11 protein-coding genes and 1 tRNA gene are annotated in these 13907 nt (G+C 66.6%); 4 read left to right on the top strand and 8 right to left on the bottom strand.

Features of this window, described 5'->3' with window-relative positions; genetic code table 11:
- Positions 1 to 825: 825 nt before the first annotated feature.
- Together U742_RS0113110 and U742_RS0113105 are read right to left on the bottom strand one after the other, a co-directional pair.
- The gene (locus U742_RS0113110; RefSeq protein WP_051661144.1) at positions 826 to 1773 is read right to left on the bottom strand and encodes a heme-dependent oxidative N-demethylase family protein; all 948 of its coding nucleotides are present in this window, start codon (positions 1771 to 1773) and stop codon (positions 826 to 828) included.
- Positions 1774 to 1899: 126 nt separating this feature from the next.
- Positions 1900 to 2901 (bottom strand): MBL fold metallo-hydrolase, encoded by a 1002-nt coding sequence (locus U742_RS0113105; RefSeq protein ID WP_029353699.1) that lies wholly within the window; start codon positions 2899 to 2901, stop codon positions 1900 to 1902.
- A gap of 90 nt (positions 2902 to 2991) precedes the next feature.
- On the opposite strand from U742_RS0113105, the gene U742_RS0113100 reads away from it, so the two are divergent.
- Positions 2992 to 3822 carry a helix-turn-helix domain-containing protein gene (locus U742_RS0113100; RefSeq protein ID WP_029353698.1) on the top strand — a complete coding sequence of 277 codons (831 nt, stop codon included), beginning with the start codon at positions 2992 to 2994 and terminating at the stop codon, positions 3820 to 3822.
- A 26-nt stretch (positions 3823 to 3848) separates the two neighbouring features.
- Here the strand turns inward: U742_RS0113100 and U742_RS0113095 are convergent, their stop codons facing one another.
- The 3 genes from U742_RS0113095 to U742_RS23225 form a co-directional block, all read right to left on the bottom strand.
- Entirely contained in the window at positions 3849 to 5708 is a 1860-nt protein-coding gene (locus U742_RS0113095) for a M3 family oligoendopeptidase (protein ID WP_029353696.1), read from the bottom strand.
- Positions 5709 to 5828: 120 nt separating this feature from the next.
- On the bottom strand, positions 5829 to 6461 hold the full coding sequence (locus U742_RS22530) for a class I SAM-dependent methyltransferase (protein ID WP_051661143.1): 633 nt from the start codon (positions 6459 to 6461) through the stop codon (positions 5829 to 5831).
- A 148-nt stretch (positions 6462 to 6609) separates the two neighbouring features.
- On the bottom strand, positions 6610 to 7368 hold the full coding sequence (locus U742_RS23225) for a hypothetical protein (RefSeq protein WP_029353692.1): 759 nt from the start codon (positions 7366 to 7368) through the stop codon (positions 6610 to 6612).
- A gap of 551 nt (positions 7369 to 7919) precedes the next feature.
- Here U742_RS23225 and U742_RS0113080 point away from each other — a divergent pair.
- On the top strand, positions 7920 to 8675 hold the full coding sequence (locus U742_RS0113080) for a helix-turn-helix transcriptional regulator (RefSeq protein ID WP_248310351.1): 756 nt from the start codon (positions 7920 to 7922) through the stop codon (positions 8673 to 8675).
- A 168-nt stretch (positions 8676 to 8843) separates the two neighbouring features.
- Here U742_RS0113080 and U742_RS23220 read toward each other — a convergent pair whose 3' ends face one another.
- The 3 genes from U742_RS23220 to U742_RS0113070 all read right to left on the bottom strand — a co-directional run bounded on the left by U742_RS23220 (position 8844) and on the right by U742_RS0113070 (position 10442).
- Positions 8844 to 9722, bottom strand: a complete 879-nt coding sequence (locus U742_RS23220; RefSeq protein ID WP_156034214.1) for a class I SAM-dependent methyltransferase — start codon at positions 9720 to 9722, stop codon at positions 8844 to 8846.
- Positions 9723 to 9878: 156 nt separating this feature from the next.
- Positions 9879 to 9953, bottom strand: a tRNA-Val gene (locus U742_RS0113075).
- Positions 9954 to 10082: 129 nt separating this feature from the next.
- A complete protein-coding gene (locus U742_RS0113070; RefSeq protein ID WP_029353688.1) occupies positions 10083 to 10442 on the bottom strand; it encodes a cell cycle two-component system response regulator CpdR in 360 nt (119 codons plus the stop codon).
- A 403-nt stretch (positions 10443 to 10845) separates the two neighbouring features.
- On the opposite strand from U742_RS0113070, the gene U742_RS0113065 reads away from it, so the two are divergent.
- Together U742_RS0113065 and hisN are read left to right on the top strand one after the other, a co-directional pair.
- Entirely contained in the window at positions 10846 to 11736 is an 891-nt protein-coding gene (locus tag U742_RS0113065) for an N-formylglutamate amidohydrolase (RefSeq protein ID WP_029353686.1), read from the top strand.
- Positions 11737 to 13112: 1376 nt separating this feature from the next.
- The gene (gene hisN, locus U742_RS0113060) at positions 13113 to 13898 is read left to right on the top strand and encodes a histidinol-phosphatase (protein ID WP_029353684.1); all 786 of its coding nucleotides are present in this window, start codon (positions 13113 to 13115) and stop codon (positions 13896 to 13898) included.
- Positions 13899 to 13907 lie beyond the last annotated feature (9 nt).

The raw sequence follows: 13907 nt of genomic DNA, 5'->3' as shown, positions 1-13907 counted from the left end.
GACCGCTCCGGCCGATCGCCTGCACCGGGTGATGAAAGGTGGTGCAGACTGGTCGTCAATCGTCCGATGCGCCGGTCTCCGGCGCCCCGCACGCGGTGTCTATAGGCTTGCTCCGCACGGCCCCCGGAGGACTAACCTTGCTATCCTCCGCTCCGGGGCGGCGCCGGTCGCCCGATGGCGATCCTTCCGGATCGCCTGTCGCAGCACCAGCCCCCCGCCCACCGTTGGCCGTGGTTACCCGGCCCGGGAACGTGCGGCTTGGGCCGCCTCATCGCGTGGTGCGTTACTCCGCACGATAAGGCCACCGCACCCCGCCCCGCGCCATCGGCCGCTCCGGTTGCGCCCCTTCAGGTGGGACGAGGTGGGGGAAGGATGGCAGCGTCGCACATAAAGATCAAGGAAAGAATTCCTATGATCGGAGTGCTCGTGGCACTGCGTGGATGCCCGGATCACGTCCGGGCATGACGGCGTGCGGGGTGGGGTCGGTGCGCGGGAGAGGTGCGTGGGGAGGACCGCGCGTGGGGAGGGATAAAATACCTCCCGGCCAGCACTGCCCCTCGTCATCCTGCGGTGCTCGACCACAGGTCGAGCCTCGAAGGACGCAGACAGCCGATGCAGGGCACGATGCCGGTGCAACGGCCGCTGGGCCGGCACCCGCCTGCGTGCTTCGAGGCCGCCCTCCGGGCGGCACCTCAGCATGACGGCGGTGACTTTGACGCCGCGCGCTCCGGATCCGCGCCCTGCTCTCCGCCGGCGCACGACATGGATGCCCGGCTCAAGGCCGGGCATGACGGCGTGCAGGGGTGGGGTCGGAGTCTCCCGCCCCTATCCGCCGCGCGCGATGCGGTCGAGGGCGGCGGCGACCGCGTCGCGGTGCTCGGTCAGCGCCTTGTAGGCAAGCTGGTCGGCGTCGAGTGCGAGGATCGCGTCGCGCAGGCCGCCCGCGAGCTGTGCGCCCTCCGGGTGGCGGCGGAAGGCGGTGAAGGGGTCGACATGCACCCGCACGGTGAACAGCATGTCGCCGCTTTCCGGCATGCGGCGCAGCGTCTGACGTTCCACCCGCACGAAGGCCTCGGGGGCGAGAGCGGCCTCGTCATCGAACCAGTTGCGCGGCCGCTCCTTCGATTCCGGATGGTGCAGCTCGTCATCGGGATAGATCGACCAGTTCACCCGCCACACCGGCTGGTCGACCTTCAGATTCTCGAAGATGCGGTTCATCACCCTGGCGAGCTTGTCGGGATAGCCCGGCACCGCGGCGTGCAGCCCGTCGAGCGACTGGCCGAACTTCTCGGCGAGCGACCAGGCGGAAGGGAAGCACAGCACGGCGGCGACCAGACGATAGCCCTCTTCGCTCCGCCGCAGCATCAGGAGATCGTCGGAGATGAGCTGGCCGGCGACGACGAGCGGGGCTTCGGCCTCGTCGTCGAGATCGAAGACCCGGCCCAGCGGCACCACCGTCAGCCGCCGGCCGTCCAGCCGGTAGAGCTCGGGCCAGCGCAGCGTGACATGATCGACGACGAGCTTCAGCGCCTCGCGCTGCGCCGCGCGGGTGCCCTCCTCCTCGCGCACCACCACGCCGCGCTTGTCGCGGATCAGCGCCGCGCGTTGCTCCAGCGTTTCAGCGAGGTTCGGGTCCGGCTCGATCCATTCGTCCAAGTCCAGCGGCGCGAGCCCGATGGAGAACGCTTTGCGCGAACCGTCATAGGGCGTGTGGACGAGTGCGGCGGTGTCAGGCGGGATGGTCTCTTCGCTGGACGCTTGGGCAACAGGCATGGTGGGGCTTTTCGGAGCTGGGAGCGGAACGTGCCCGCCTTGCAGGCACGCCCGGAATCTAGGCCGATCGTCCGCCCGCGTCAGCCGCGACTTTCGATCGCGGCGCCGAGGTCGCCCCCGCCGACGTCAGAAGTCGAGCTGGTAGCTGACGGGAATCCAGCGATAGCCCTCGCCGCGGCGCTCCACATAGCCGAGCGAGGGGAAGGAGGTGTGATAACCCGCCACCGCGAGCCGCTCGGTCGCCGCCATGTCGTAGATCTTGCGGCGCGTGGCGGCACCCGCCTGCTTGTCCTGGTCGAACAGCGCATGCCAGTCCGGCCGCGCCAGCGAGGCGACCTCGTGGTGGGCGCAGTCGCCCCAGACCAGCAGGCGCTTGCCCTCGCTCTCGACATGGAAGGCGAGATGGCCCGGCGTGTGGCCGAACGCCTCCACCGCGTGAACGCCCGGCACGACCTCGTCGCCCGGCTTGACGAAGCTGGCGCGATCGGCCAGCGGCGCGAGATAGGAGGCGAACATCAGCGCCGACTTGTAGACATTGCCGTCCTTCGGAGCCGCGAGCGGCGCGTCGGATTTCCAGAAGGCGAATTCGGCCTCGCCGACTACGTAGCGCGCATTGGGGAAGGCAGGCCTGCCGTCGAGCAGCAGCCCGCCTATATGGTCGGAATGGGCGTGGCTGATCACCACCACGTCGACCTGCTCCGGCGCATAGCCGGCCTTGGCGAGCGAGGCCAGCAGCCAGCCGCCATAGGGCGGCTTCACGAAGCCGTCCTGGCCGTTGCCGGTGTCGAACAGCACGAGCTGCGAGCCGGTGTTTATGAGGGTCGGCGAGAAGCCGGGGCGAAAGCGCTTCTCGGGAAGCAGGTTGGCGCGCATCAGCGCCTCGACCTCGCCCTCCGGGCGATCCTCGCCGACCACCGGCCAGGGACCGTCGATGGTGCCGCCGGCATCGAGCAGGCTCGTCACCTCGAAGGCGCCGAGACGGAAGCGCTGGAAGCTCTGCGGCGCGGGACCGAGCGCGGGCGCGGTGGCGGCGGCGGGCGAGGCGCGCAGCAGCGCCGGCGCAGCGAGGAGCGCGGCGGCGGACGCCAGCGCCTGCCGGCGGTTCGGCATGGAGAAGGAACGGGGCATGGCTTTCCTCCGGGGGGCTCCGCTTGGGCGCGGACGTCTTTCGTGTTCCACTGGCGCGCCTGAGGCGACGCAGCCAGCCGGAGACTAGCCGTGGCCCCGCCTGCCCGCTTGTATGAACGTGCTGCGCCGGTACCGGTCCCGGCGCTGGGACCGCTCTGGCATCTCGACGGGCAGCGGACCTGCTTCATCGGGCCGCTGACCTACAACGCGCCGCACCAGCACGGCGCCCCGGTGTTCCTCGCCGGACTTTACGGCACGTTCCGCCTGCGGATCGAAAGCGGCCCCTGGCGTTCCTGCCGCACGGCGGTCATCCCCGCCGGCGTGGTGCATGAGCTCGATGTCGGCGGCGAACCCATCGCCGTCCTCTACATCGAGCCGACGCTGGAGGGAGCCGGCGCGCTCGCCTCCCTGACCTTCGGCACGCAGGAGACCCACGGCGCCCTGCTCGCCTCCGGCGGCGAGGTCGCGCCGATGCGCGCGCTGTGGGAGGACGCTTCGAGCGCCGACTGGGCCGGCGAGGCGCTCGACGACATTCTCGGCTTCGGGGTCCGGCGCGCACGCCGCCTGATCGACCCCCGCATCACGCGGGCCCTCGCCATGCTGGAGAACGGACCGGACGAACCGGCTGGCGCCGTCGCCGCGGCCGGCCTGGTCGGCCTGTCGGCGCACCGCTTCCAGCATCTCTTCACCCGGGAGGTGGGCGTGCCCTGGCGCCGCTACCGGGCCTGGATGAGGATGCGGGCCGCCATCGCCGCGGTGGCGCGGGGCAGCAATTTCACCGCTGCCGCCCATGACGCCGGCTTCTGCGACCAGGCGCATTTCACCCACGACTTCCGCCGCACCTTCGGCGCGCCGCCCTCATGGAGCCTGCAGGGCGTGCGGATTTCCCAGCGGCACGCCACCCGCCACCGGCCCGCCTGAGCGCGGCCGGCGAACGGGCCCGGCGGCTACGCCTTCTCCATCTCCTCCAGCTCGCCGATCATCCGCTCGATGAGGTCGAGGCCGGTCTGCCAGAAGGCCGGATCGCGCGCATCGAGGCCGAACGGGGCGAGCAGCTCGGAATGATGCCGGGTGCCACCCGCCGCCAGCATGGCGAGATAGCGCTCAGCGAAGCCCTCCGCCGCGTTCTCGTAGACCGCGTAGAGCGAGTTCACGAGGCAGTCGCCGAAGGCATAGGCGTAGACGTAGAAGGGCGAGTGGATGAAGTGGCCGATATAGACCCAGTAGGCCTCGTAGCCCGGCCCGAGATGGATGCCCTCGCCGAGGCTCTCGGCCTGCACTTCCTTCCAGATCTCGCAGATGCGCTCGGCGGTCAGCTCGCCGTTCTTGCGCTCGGTGTGGATGCGCCGCTCGAAGGTGTAGAAGGCGATCTGACGGACCACCGTGTTGATCATGTCCTCGACCTTCGAGGCCAGCATCGCCTTGCGCGCCGCCTTGTCGGGCGCGGCGGCGAGCAGCCGGCGGAAGGTCAGCATCTCGCCGAACACCGAGGCGGTCTCGGCCAGCGTCAGCGGGGTCGGCGCCATCAGCGCTCCGTTCGGGGCGGCGAGCACCTGATGCACGCCGTGACCGAGCTCATGGGCGAGCGTCATCACGTCGCGCGGCTTGCCCATGTAGTTGAGCAGCACATAGGGGTGCGCGGAGGGCACGGTCGGATGCGCGAAGGCACCCGGCGCCTTGCCGGGGCGCGTGCCGGCGTCGATCCAGTTCCGGTCGAAGAACTCGCGGGCAATATCCGCCATGCGCGGCGAGAAGGTGGAATAGGCGCCGAGCACGGTGTCGCGTGCCTCGTCCCAGCCGATCACCCGGGTCTCGACCTTCGGCAGCGGCGCGTTGCGGTCCCAGTACTCCAGCTTCTCCTTGCCGAACCACTTCGCCTTCAGCTTGTAGTAGCGGTGCGCGAGGCGCGGATAGGCGGTGTGGACGGCGGAGACGAGCGCGTCGACCACCTCCCGCTCGACGCGGTTGGCGAGGTGGCGGGAATCCGCGATGTCCTCGAAGCCGCGCCAGCGGTCGGAGATCTCCTTGTCCTTGGCGAGCGTGTTGGTGACGAGGGTGAAGAGCCGCAGATTCTCGCCGAACACCTTGGCCAGCGCCTCGGCCGCCTGCCGGCGCGTCGCCTCGTCCGGCTCCTGCAAAAGGTTCAGGGTCTGCTCGAGCGGCAGCGGCTTGCCGTCGATGTCGAAGCGCAGCCCGGCGATGGTCTCGTCGAACAGCCGGTTCCAGGCGCCCCGCCCGGTGATGCCCTTCTCGTGGAACAACTGCTCGATGCGGTCCTCGAGCTGGTAGGGCTTCTCGCGCCGCACATCCTCGATCCACGGTCGGTAATGGGCGAAGCCGGGGTCCTCCAGCGCCGCCTCCATCTTCGCGTCGTCGAGCCGGTTCAGCTCCAGCGTGAAGAACAGCAGATGGGTGGAGGCGTCGGTCAGCTTCTCCTGCACGTCGCCGTAGAACTTGGCGCGCACCGGGTCGGTGGTGTCGCCGGCATAGACGAGGCCGGCATAGGAATAGAGCCGGCCCAGCAGGTCCTCGATCCCCTCGTAGCGCTTGACCACCTCGGCCATTTGCGCGCCGGCGCCGGGCGCCTCCAGAAGGTCGGCGAGTGTGCCCCTGTAGTCCGCCGCGAAGGCCGCGCATTCATTCGCCGCCCGTTCGAGGTCGGCGTGAAGCTCGGGCGAATCGATGCCGGGATAGAGATCGGTGAGGTCCCATTGCGGCAGCACCCCGAGGGGCGCGGCGACGGGGGCGGCAGCCGCCACCGCGGCGGCGCGGGGGACGGGGCTGAAACGGTCGGCGATGCGGGACATGGTCACTCCGGCGGAACAGGCAGACAGCACAGATATCGTGCGTGGCGGCGACCGATCAATCCGCCTCGCCCGCCGACCCGCGCCGGCGACCGCCTTAAGGGCGTCCTCCGCAAGCTCGGGTCAGGGCCGGCGCAGCAGCGTGATGCGGTCGAGGTCCTCGACGCCGGACCACGGGACCGCCGTGGTGGAGACGATCTCGAGGCCGGCGCGCGCGGCATAATCGCGAAACAGCGCTTCCGTCATATGGTTCCGCGCGTGCGGGTTCTGTCCGTAATGCCGGTCCGGCGGAGCGTCGTAGTTCGAGTGGTGATAGAGCGCCATGCCGCCGGGTTTCAGCACGCGGGCACTGTCGATGAGATAGGCTTCGACGATATCCGGGCTGAAATGCACCATCGCGTCATAGCTGAAGATGGCGGTGAGCGAGGCCGCCTCGACCGGAGCGAAGTCGTAGCCGCTGTTGCGGTAGATCTCGACCTCGGGGTGGTCGGCGAAGCGCGCACGGCAGAAATCGACGTTCTCCTGCAGCACGTCCATCAGCACGAGCCGCTTCGCCTGCCCGACCACGCGCTCGGCATGGCGGCCATGGCCGCAGGCAAGCTCCAGCGTGGCGGTGAGGTCCATCTGCCGCAGCAGCCGGACGACGAGATATTCGTCGCTCCAGAACAGGAACGTCCAGGCCTCGGCCTCGTCGTAATAGCCGCTGCCCCGCCACGGCTCGGCGACGAGCGCGACCGATTGCTCCAGGCTGTCCATCCGCCCCTCCCATTGAGCCGGGCGCTGCCGGAAGTGGCACCCCGCCCCGCGCATGCGCGCTTGGCGTGCATTCTGGCGCGCGCGCCGGTGCCCGGCAAGCCGCCGCCGCCCGCGCCCACAGAAAGCGAGGGGCGCGGCGTGCCGCCGCTCAGCTCAGCGCGCCGGCCGCCAGATTCATGAAGATGACCTTCTGCACGCTCGGCGGGATCGAATCGGACGGCCGCGATTCGAAGTTCTTCGCCGCATATTTCGAGCGGATCATGCCCATCAGCTTCTCGGCGACATCCTTCACCGCGGGATGATAGGTGACCGAGGAAATCTCCGGCTGGGCGAGGCCGTCATCCGACACGTCCGCCTCGAAGCCGAGCGACCTGATGTTCTGCACGAGTTTCGCCAACTGGTTCTTGTCGAAGGAGCCCGACGGCGCGAAGACCCGCACCGTGAAACCCGAGCCGGCGAGCGCGGGCTTCGCCTCCGCCGGCGCATCTGCGGCGGCGGACGGTGTGCCGGGCGCGCCCGCCCCGCTTCCCGTATTGGCCGAGGCTCCCGGCATAGGCGGCATGAATGCATCGCCGGCGCCCGCCGGCGGAGCGGCCGCGACCAGCGCCCCATTTGCCGCCGGTTGCGCGGGAACGGAAGCGGCCGGCGCGGGCGCAGGCGCCGCCGCGGCGGGAGCCGCATCCGGGCTGCCGCCCGGCGCCTGCGCATCCAGCGCGGCGATCGCGTCCTTGAGGTCGACCTGCGCCATGGAAAGCCGCGTGACGGTCTCGTTCAGCGCGATCACCTGCAGCGCCAGATAGCCGGTCAGCCCGGCGAGCAGCACGACGAAGACCAGCGCGATCACCGCGACCACCATGGCGCCACGCGAGGGCGATTCGGGCTCCAGCAGCGGGTCGTGATCGAGCATCGGTCGCATCCTTCGGCCTAGAGCCCTTTCCGATCAGGTGGAATCACCTGATCGAGAGGAAAGTGCTCTATTTCAATACGTTGGAGCATGTTCTCGTCGCGAAAGTCTCTCAACTTTCGCGGAACATGCGCTGGTCGGGCGGTTATGCAGCGCGGGGCAAAATGCGAATCCCCGCCGCTGAATACATCCGTCCGTTCGCGGCACGAATGGGGCCGCGAGGCCGATCACATCGAAGGAGGCGAAGCGCCACCGGTAAACCGTAAGACGGCCGGGAATAGGGCTGGAAGGAAGGAGCAGATCCTGCAAGGTCCGCCGGCCCGAAGAAAAGACAAGACTTCGCGCCCGGCGCGCGCGAAAACCGTCGCCCCGGCTCCAACCATGCCCTAACATGTCGAGCGCAATGCAAGAGGTGCATTCCGGAAGGGCATGATGCAATGCAGGCGGCCGAACGCACCATTACTCGAAAGAGTGAAATTATTTCAAAAGACGAAGTATTTGATCCCGGACTCTCGCATGAAATCGTCACCCTCTACGAAGCCGAGACCGATCTTATGGGGCTGCCCACGGCGCTGTTCGCCGGAATCGGGCGCCTGATCGACGCCGAGGTCGTGACCTATTCGGAATTCCACCATTCGAGCGGGGAGTTCCGCTCGCTGCTGTCGGTCGAGGACGATCCGCTCAAGCGCGCCACGCTGATGGCCGCCTTCGCCCGCCACATGCACAGCCATCCCTTCTGGAGCGTGGACCCGACCTTCTTCGGCGAGCGGGCGCTGCGCGAATCGGACTTCTTCAGCGACGAGCAGTTCGCCGCCCTGCCAATCGCGCGGGAGGTGTTCCTGCCCTCCAATGCGCGTCGCGTCATGTCGATCGTCATGCAGCACGAGGATTACGTGCTGAGCATCGCTGGCCACCGCGTGGTCGGGCGCCCGCCCTTCAGCGACGCGGAGCGCGACCGGCTGGAGGCGTTCAGACCCCATGTGCTGCGCAACTACCGGCAGGCGCGCGAGCGCACCCTGGCGACGCTGACGCCGGCCGACCGGCTGCGCATCGCCTTTCCCGAGCTGACCTCGCGCCAGCTCGAGGTGGCCTCCTGGATCGCCCAGGGGAAGTCGAACGAGGACATCGCGACCATCCTCGATGTCGGCGTCGACACCGTCAAAGCCCACGTCAAGGCGATCCACGCCAAGATGGGCGCCGACGGGCGGCTCGCCATCGCCGTCATCGCCCACACCATCCCGCCCTTCGCCCGCATGCCGCCGCTCTGGCAGATCGGCGAAGGTGCCTGGGGCGGACGTCACGGCGCATAGCCGGAGCACGGCCGACGGCCGTGGGTGCCCCCCGACGCCAGAGGCTCGGCGGAAGCGTCGCGGGACCTCATCAGGCCCGATGGAGATTCTGCGCGTGGCTTTGCGACAGGCTCGTTTTACGCCGACGCCCCGGCCTCCCGCCTTGGTGGCGCCGCTCCCGGAGCGGCCCTAGGCGCAATCAGCCGAATTGATGAGAAGAAAAAGATATCCCGAATATCCATTCTTCGGATTGGCTTTCTCGCATATTTCGATCCGCCACCCGGAATTCAGACAGATCTGCTGAAAACTCTCAAGGTCGTGGTGGTGATACCATCCCTTCTGCTGTCTGACCGCGACGTTGTGCCCATCCTCAGCAGGGTTATAGCTTAGGGCGGCGAATTTTGTCTTTCGGGATAGCAACCGAAGCAGGCGCCCGGGGTCGGCAACATACTCAATTACGCCGCTCATGATGCATGCGTCCGCTGACGGAAATTCCCCCTCCGCGGCCGCATTCAGGTCCAGAACAAGCGTGCGATCCGACCTTTTGAAGATATCGGACGGTATATAATCTATGCCATTTGGTATATAATTGGAAAGAAACTCATTCCCTGCCCCGAATTCGACAACAGATTTCGACCTATCGCGCACGAATTCGAACAAGCGAATTGTTCTATGATTCCATTCTGTTGAAAATAAATCAGAATACCACCATCGGAAGAAATACGTCTGGCCGCCATCCATGGCCTCCTTGATCATATTGTTAATTTTGACATCAGGAGACGGCTTTTGATTGGACAAAACACGAAATATAGGCCTCATCCTATCAAGGATAGACAACTCATCTTCAAGAAGATCTACCCTCAGAGAGAACAATTTATTGAAATAAAACCTCAGCTCCTCCATAAATTTCGGCCATTCATCGTCCAGATTTTGACCCGATCCAAAGCGCTCGATTTGCGCCTGGCAGGTGGACAGCTTTGCAAGAGCGGCCGGCAACGGGAGGGGCAGTCTCTCGTCAATCATCGGGAAGTATGAGTTTTCAAGCAAACCGCCCTCCAGCAGGAACATAGGTCCGCAACCGCCGGCAGCCTGACCGCCGATGGGTTACTCATTACCACAAATGGGTGGAAGTGCGGAGATACCCGTGTCGGTCACCATGCGCCGGCAACACGAACGGCGCCAAGCGGCAAACCGACTATCTGTCTGGCTTCAGAGATTTCGGAATGGTGGGCGCGACAGGGATTGAACCTGTGACCCCTACGATGTCAACGTAGTGCTCTCCCGCTGAGCTACGCGCCCATTCCGGTGGCGGACCCACGGCCCGGAGGCCATGGCGTCGCGCGGGGCTCCCCTATATCGGCTTGCCCGCCGCCGCGCAAGAAGCTCCTGCGCGCTCTTCCCCATGACGAGTGGGGAGGTCGCCGGGCCTCACGCCGCCAGCATCTTGCCGACCTCGTTGACGAGGTCGCGCAGATGGAAGGGCTTCGACAGCACCTTGGCGTCCTTCGGCGCGCCGCTGTCGGCGTTCAGCGCCACGGCGGCGAATCCGGTGATGAACATCACCTTGATGTCGGGGTCGAGTTCGGTCGCCCGGCGGGCCAGCTCGATGCCGTCCATCTCCGGCATGACGATGTCGGTCAGCAGGAGCTCGAACGGCTCCTCGCGCAGCCGGTCATAGGCCGAGGCGCCGTTGTCGTAGGAGACGACGTCATAGCCGGCGTTCTGCAGCGCCTTCACGAGGAAACGGCGCATATCGTTGTCGTCCTCGGCGAGCAGGATCTTCGTCATCCCCATTCACCCGTCTCACTTCATTCCCGGCTCGCCGGCTCCCGGCCGGCCGATCCTGCTTCCGCATGGCCCGGAGGCGACGAATCGCGCGTCCCGGCCCTCTCCCCGGTGCTTTAGATCATATGTGCCTAAAATTGAATGACTTTCGCGTGCCCCCACAGCGCAACGCGTTGATCAAGGCCGCGTTCTCGAAACGCGACAAATCCTTGCGAGGCGCGCGGCCGATACGTCGCACCGGCCCGCCGGAGCGGGCTCGAAACGCCGTGGCCGGCGCAAAATCCCTCGAATTTCGCGTCGACATTTCGCGCCGGCGCCGCGCATGATAGGGACATGGTTCGGCGACAGAGCCGGGCAAGCCGTCCTGACCGGTCGGCGAGGCGAAACGGGAAGGTAGCGGCGGGTCATGGCTGCCAGCGTGGCTGAAACGATCGATCCGCCATTCGAGGTGGTGGAACCCGAGCGGATCGTCGCGCCCGTCCTGTTCAACTCGCCCCACAGCGGCGTCGTCTACCCGCACAGCTTCCTCGTCCAGGCGCGGCTCGACCTGCAGACGCTCCGCCGCTCGGAGGACAGCTTCGTCGACGCGCTGTTCGGCGGCGTGGTCGATGCCGGCATGCCCTTCATGCGGGCGCATTTCCCGCGCTGCTATCTCGACGTCAACCGCGAGCCCTACGAGCTCGACCCGCGCATGTTCGAGGGTCGCCTGCCCGCCTATGCGAACACGCGCTCCATGCGGGTCTCGGGCGGGCTGGGCACCATCGCCCGCATCGTCGGCGAGGCGCAGGAGATCTACGGGCGCCGCATTCCGGTGGACGACGCGATCCAGCGCATCGAGACGCTCTACAAGCCCTATCACCGCACGCTGCGGCGGTTGATGATGCAGATGCAGCACAGCTTCGGCATCGCCGTGCTGGTCGATTGCCATTCCATGCCCTCGATGAGCAGCGGCCGCGAGGACCGCCCGCGCACCGACATGGTGATCGGCGACCGCTACGGCACGAGCTGCGCCGGCGCGCTGACCGACGTGCTGGAGACCGAGCTACGTCGCCGCGGCTATTCGGTGGTGCGCAACAAGCCCTATGCCGGCGGCTTCATCACCGAGCATTACGGCAACCCCGCCTCGGGGATGCATGCGATTCAGATCGAGATAAACCGCGCGCTCTACATGGACGAGCGCAGCTATCAGCCGACCGGGCGCTTCGAAAAGCTGCGCGAAGACCTCATGGAGGTCGCCGCGCGGCTGGCCAGGATCGACCACCTGGCCCTCGCGCCGCTCCGGACTGCTGCAGAATAATTCTTCATTTACAATAGCTTGATTGCCAGTATGGGCGTTTTTTATAGGCCCATACAAAAATGCGACAGACAGCCTTGCATTTTGGGAATGAGAGATATACGAATTCTGCACGCTCGGTTCCGCCGACGTTTTCCCCTCACATGAGTTGGGGTTAGACCGCGAAGTGAAGGCGGCAGGAATACGTCGGTCGAAAATCGGGCGAGCCCGCCTTGAGGCTCCACTCGGAAAGGATGCCGGCTCCGCCAGGACATCCAACGCCGGGAAAAAGGGACGCCAAAAAGAAAGAGGCCGCTCACGCGAACGGAGCGGCCTAAGTCTAGGGAGGAAACGCCCAAGGAGGGCAGTACGAAGCGACGCCAATCGCTGCGTACAGGCGGAAAGATGTCGGTGCATTGCGGAATAATCAAGGCACGGAGGCGCGATCCTTTGTGCATGCGCGAGCAATCCGCGGCGACTGTGTCCTAAATATCTCACTTTTTGCAGCTAAACGGCCGAGTTGTCGCATCCCCGACGCTCGGCCTTTTTCGTCGCCGGCGTTGAAGCCCGGGTTTCATGCACGCGCATGATCGAGCACGCGCCCCGGCGGGGCGCCGTGATGTGGGAGCAGGATACCGGGAGCTGAAAAGAAAGAGGCCGCTCGCAAGCGAGCGGCCCAAGTCTAGGGAGGAAACGCCCAAGGAGGGCGGCGGCGACGCAACGCCAATCACGTCGCCGCACCGCAACAATATGCCAGTGCGCCGCACCAAACTCAAGTGAAAACGAAAGAAGTGAAATCGCGCCCACGGGCATTTGATTGCGATCGAAATCAAATCGCGGGTTTCGGATTCTCGCCTGCACAGCGATCACGACCACGAATGCCGTAACGGCAGGGGTCGTTCGCCCAGCACTCCACACAAGCCCTCGCAAGGGCCGGGCGGCGGGGCGTGCGACCGCGATCGGGTCACGCTATGTAATTGAAATAAAACGACTTTATGGGACGTCCGCCGATCGGGACCCCCAAAAAGAAAGAGGCCGCTCACGCGAACGGAGCGGCCTAAGTCTAGGGAGGAAACGCCCAAGGAGGGCAGCAGAAACGCAACGCCAATCGCGTTTCTGCACCGCCAGAATGTGGCAGCTCTGCTTCCCGATTGCAAGCGTTGGGCATGCCTATTTCCTGACCATGCCGACATGGCAGCCATGCGGCTCACGCGCATCTGGCACAACGTATGCCAGAATGTCGCACATAATCGCCGACCGCGGCCGCGGCCCCTCCAAGCCCCTCGCCCATTGCGGCCGCCTCCGGCGCTGGCTATGGAAGCAGGGCACCCCGGCACGCCGCCGGGCGGCAGACGATCCCGCGGCAGCGGGGACACCTCTTCTCGTGACCGGGGAACATCATGGGCGCGGTTGATTTCGAGGCCTTCGTCCATCAGCTCGCGGACGTCTCCGGCCAGGCGATCCTGCCCTTCTTCCGCACCGCCATCGGCATCGAGGACAAGAGCCGCGGCACCAATTTCGACCCCGTCACCGCCGCCGACCGCGCCGCCGAGCAGGCGATGCGCACGCTGATCAAGGGCGCCTTCCCCCAGCACGGCGTCAAGGGCGAGGAATATGACGACGACCAGCCGGACGCCGAGTTCGTCTGGATGCTCGACCCCATCGACGGCACCAAGTCCTTCATCGCCGGGCTGCCCGCCTGGGGCACGCTGATCGGCCTCTCGCGCAACGGCCGGCCGGTCTACGGCATGATGCACCAGCCCTTCGTGCGCGAGCGCTTCTATGGCGACGGCGCGGTGGCGCGCTATCGCGGCCCGGCCGGCGAGCGCGCGCTGCGCGTGCGCCCCTGCGGTGGCCTTGGCGAGGCGCTGATGATCACCACCAGCCCGCGCCTGATGAACGAGGCGGACCGCACCCGGTTCGGAGCGGTGGAGAACGAGGTGCAGCTCTCCCGTTATGGCGGCGACTGCTACGCCTATTGCATGGTCGCCGCCGGCCATGTCGATCTCGTCATCGAGACCAATCTGCACGACCACGACATAGTGCCGCTGATCCCGGTCATCGAGGGCGCCGGCGGCATCGTGACGGACTGGGAGGGCAACCCGGTGCTCGGCGGCGGCCGGGTGGTGGTCGCCGGCGACCCGCGCGTGCATGCGGCGGCGCTCGAGGTGCTGGCGAGGGGCTGACCCCTCATC

This window comes from Allobosea sp. 117, assembly GCF_000702305.1.
Taxonomy (GTDB): Bacteria; Pseudomonadota; Alphaproteobacteria; order Rhizobiales; family Xanthobacteraceae; genus Ancylobacter.
This window is presented reverse-complemented; position numbering and strand designations above follow the sequence as displayed.

Bases quoted from the DNA above. Each gene is read 5' to 3' on its own strand.
- U742_RS0113095 (WP_029353696.1), bottom strand. From the start codon at position 5,708: ATGTCCCGCATCGCCGACCGTTTCAGCCCCGTCCCCCGCGCCGCCGCG.
- U742_RS0113110 (WP_051661144.1), bottom strand. From the start codon at position 1,773: ATGCCTGTTGCCCAAGCGTCCAGCGAAGAGACCATCCCGCCTGACACC.
- U742_RS0113080 (WP_248310351.1), top strand. From the start codon at position 7,920: ATGGGGCTGCCCACGGCGCTGTTCGCCGGAATCGGGCGCCTGATCGAC.
- U742_RS0113070 (WP_029353688.1), bottom strand. From the start codon at position 10,442: ATGACGAAGATCCTGCTCGCCGAGGACGACAACGATATGCGCCGTTTC.
- U742_RS22530 (WP_051661143.1), bottom strand. From the start codon at position 6,461: ATGGACAGCCTGGAGCAATCGGTCGCGCTCGTCGCCGAGCCGTGGCGG.
- hisN (WP_029353684.1), top strand. From the start codon at position 13,113: ATGGGCGCGGTTGATTTCGAGGCCTTCGTCCATCAGCTCGCGGACGTC.
- U742_RS0113105 (WP_029353699.1), bottom strand. From the start codon at position 2,901: ATGCCCCGTTCCTTCTCCATGCCGAACCGCCGGCAGGCGCTGGCGTCC.
- U742_RS0113065 (WP_029353686.1), top strand. From the start codon at position 10,846: ATGGCTGCCAGCGTGGCTGAAACGATCGATCCGCCATTCGAGGTGGTG.
- U742_RS23225 (WP_029353692.1), bottom strand. From the start codon at position 7,368: ATGCTCGATCACGACCCGCTGCTGGAGCCCGAATCGCCCTCGCGTGGC.
- U742_RS23220 (WP_156034214.1), bottom strand. From the start codon at position 9,722: ATGTTCCTGCTGGAGGGCGGTTTGCTTGAAAACTCATACTTCCCGATG.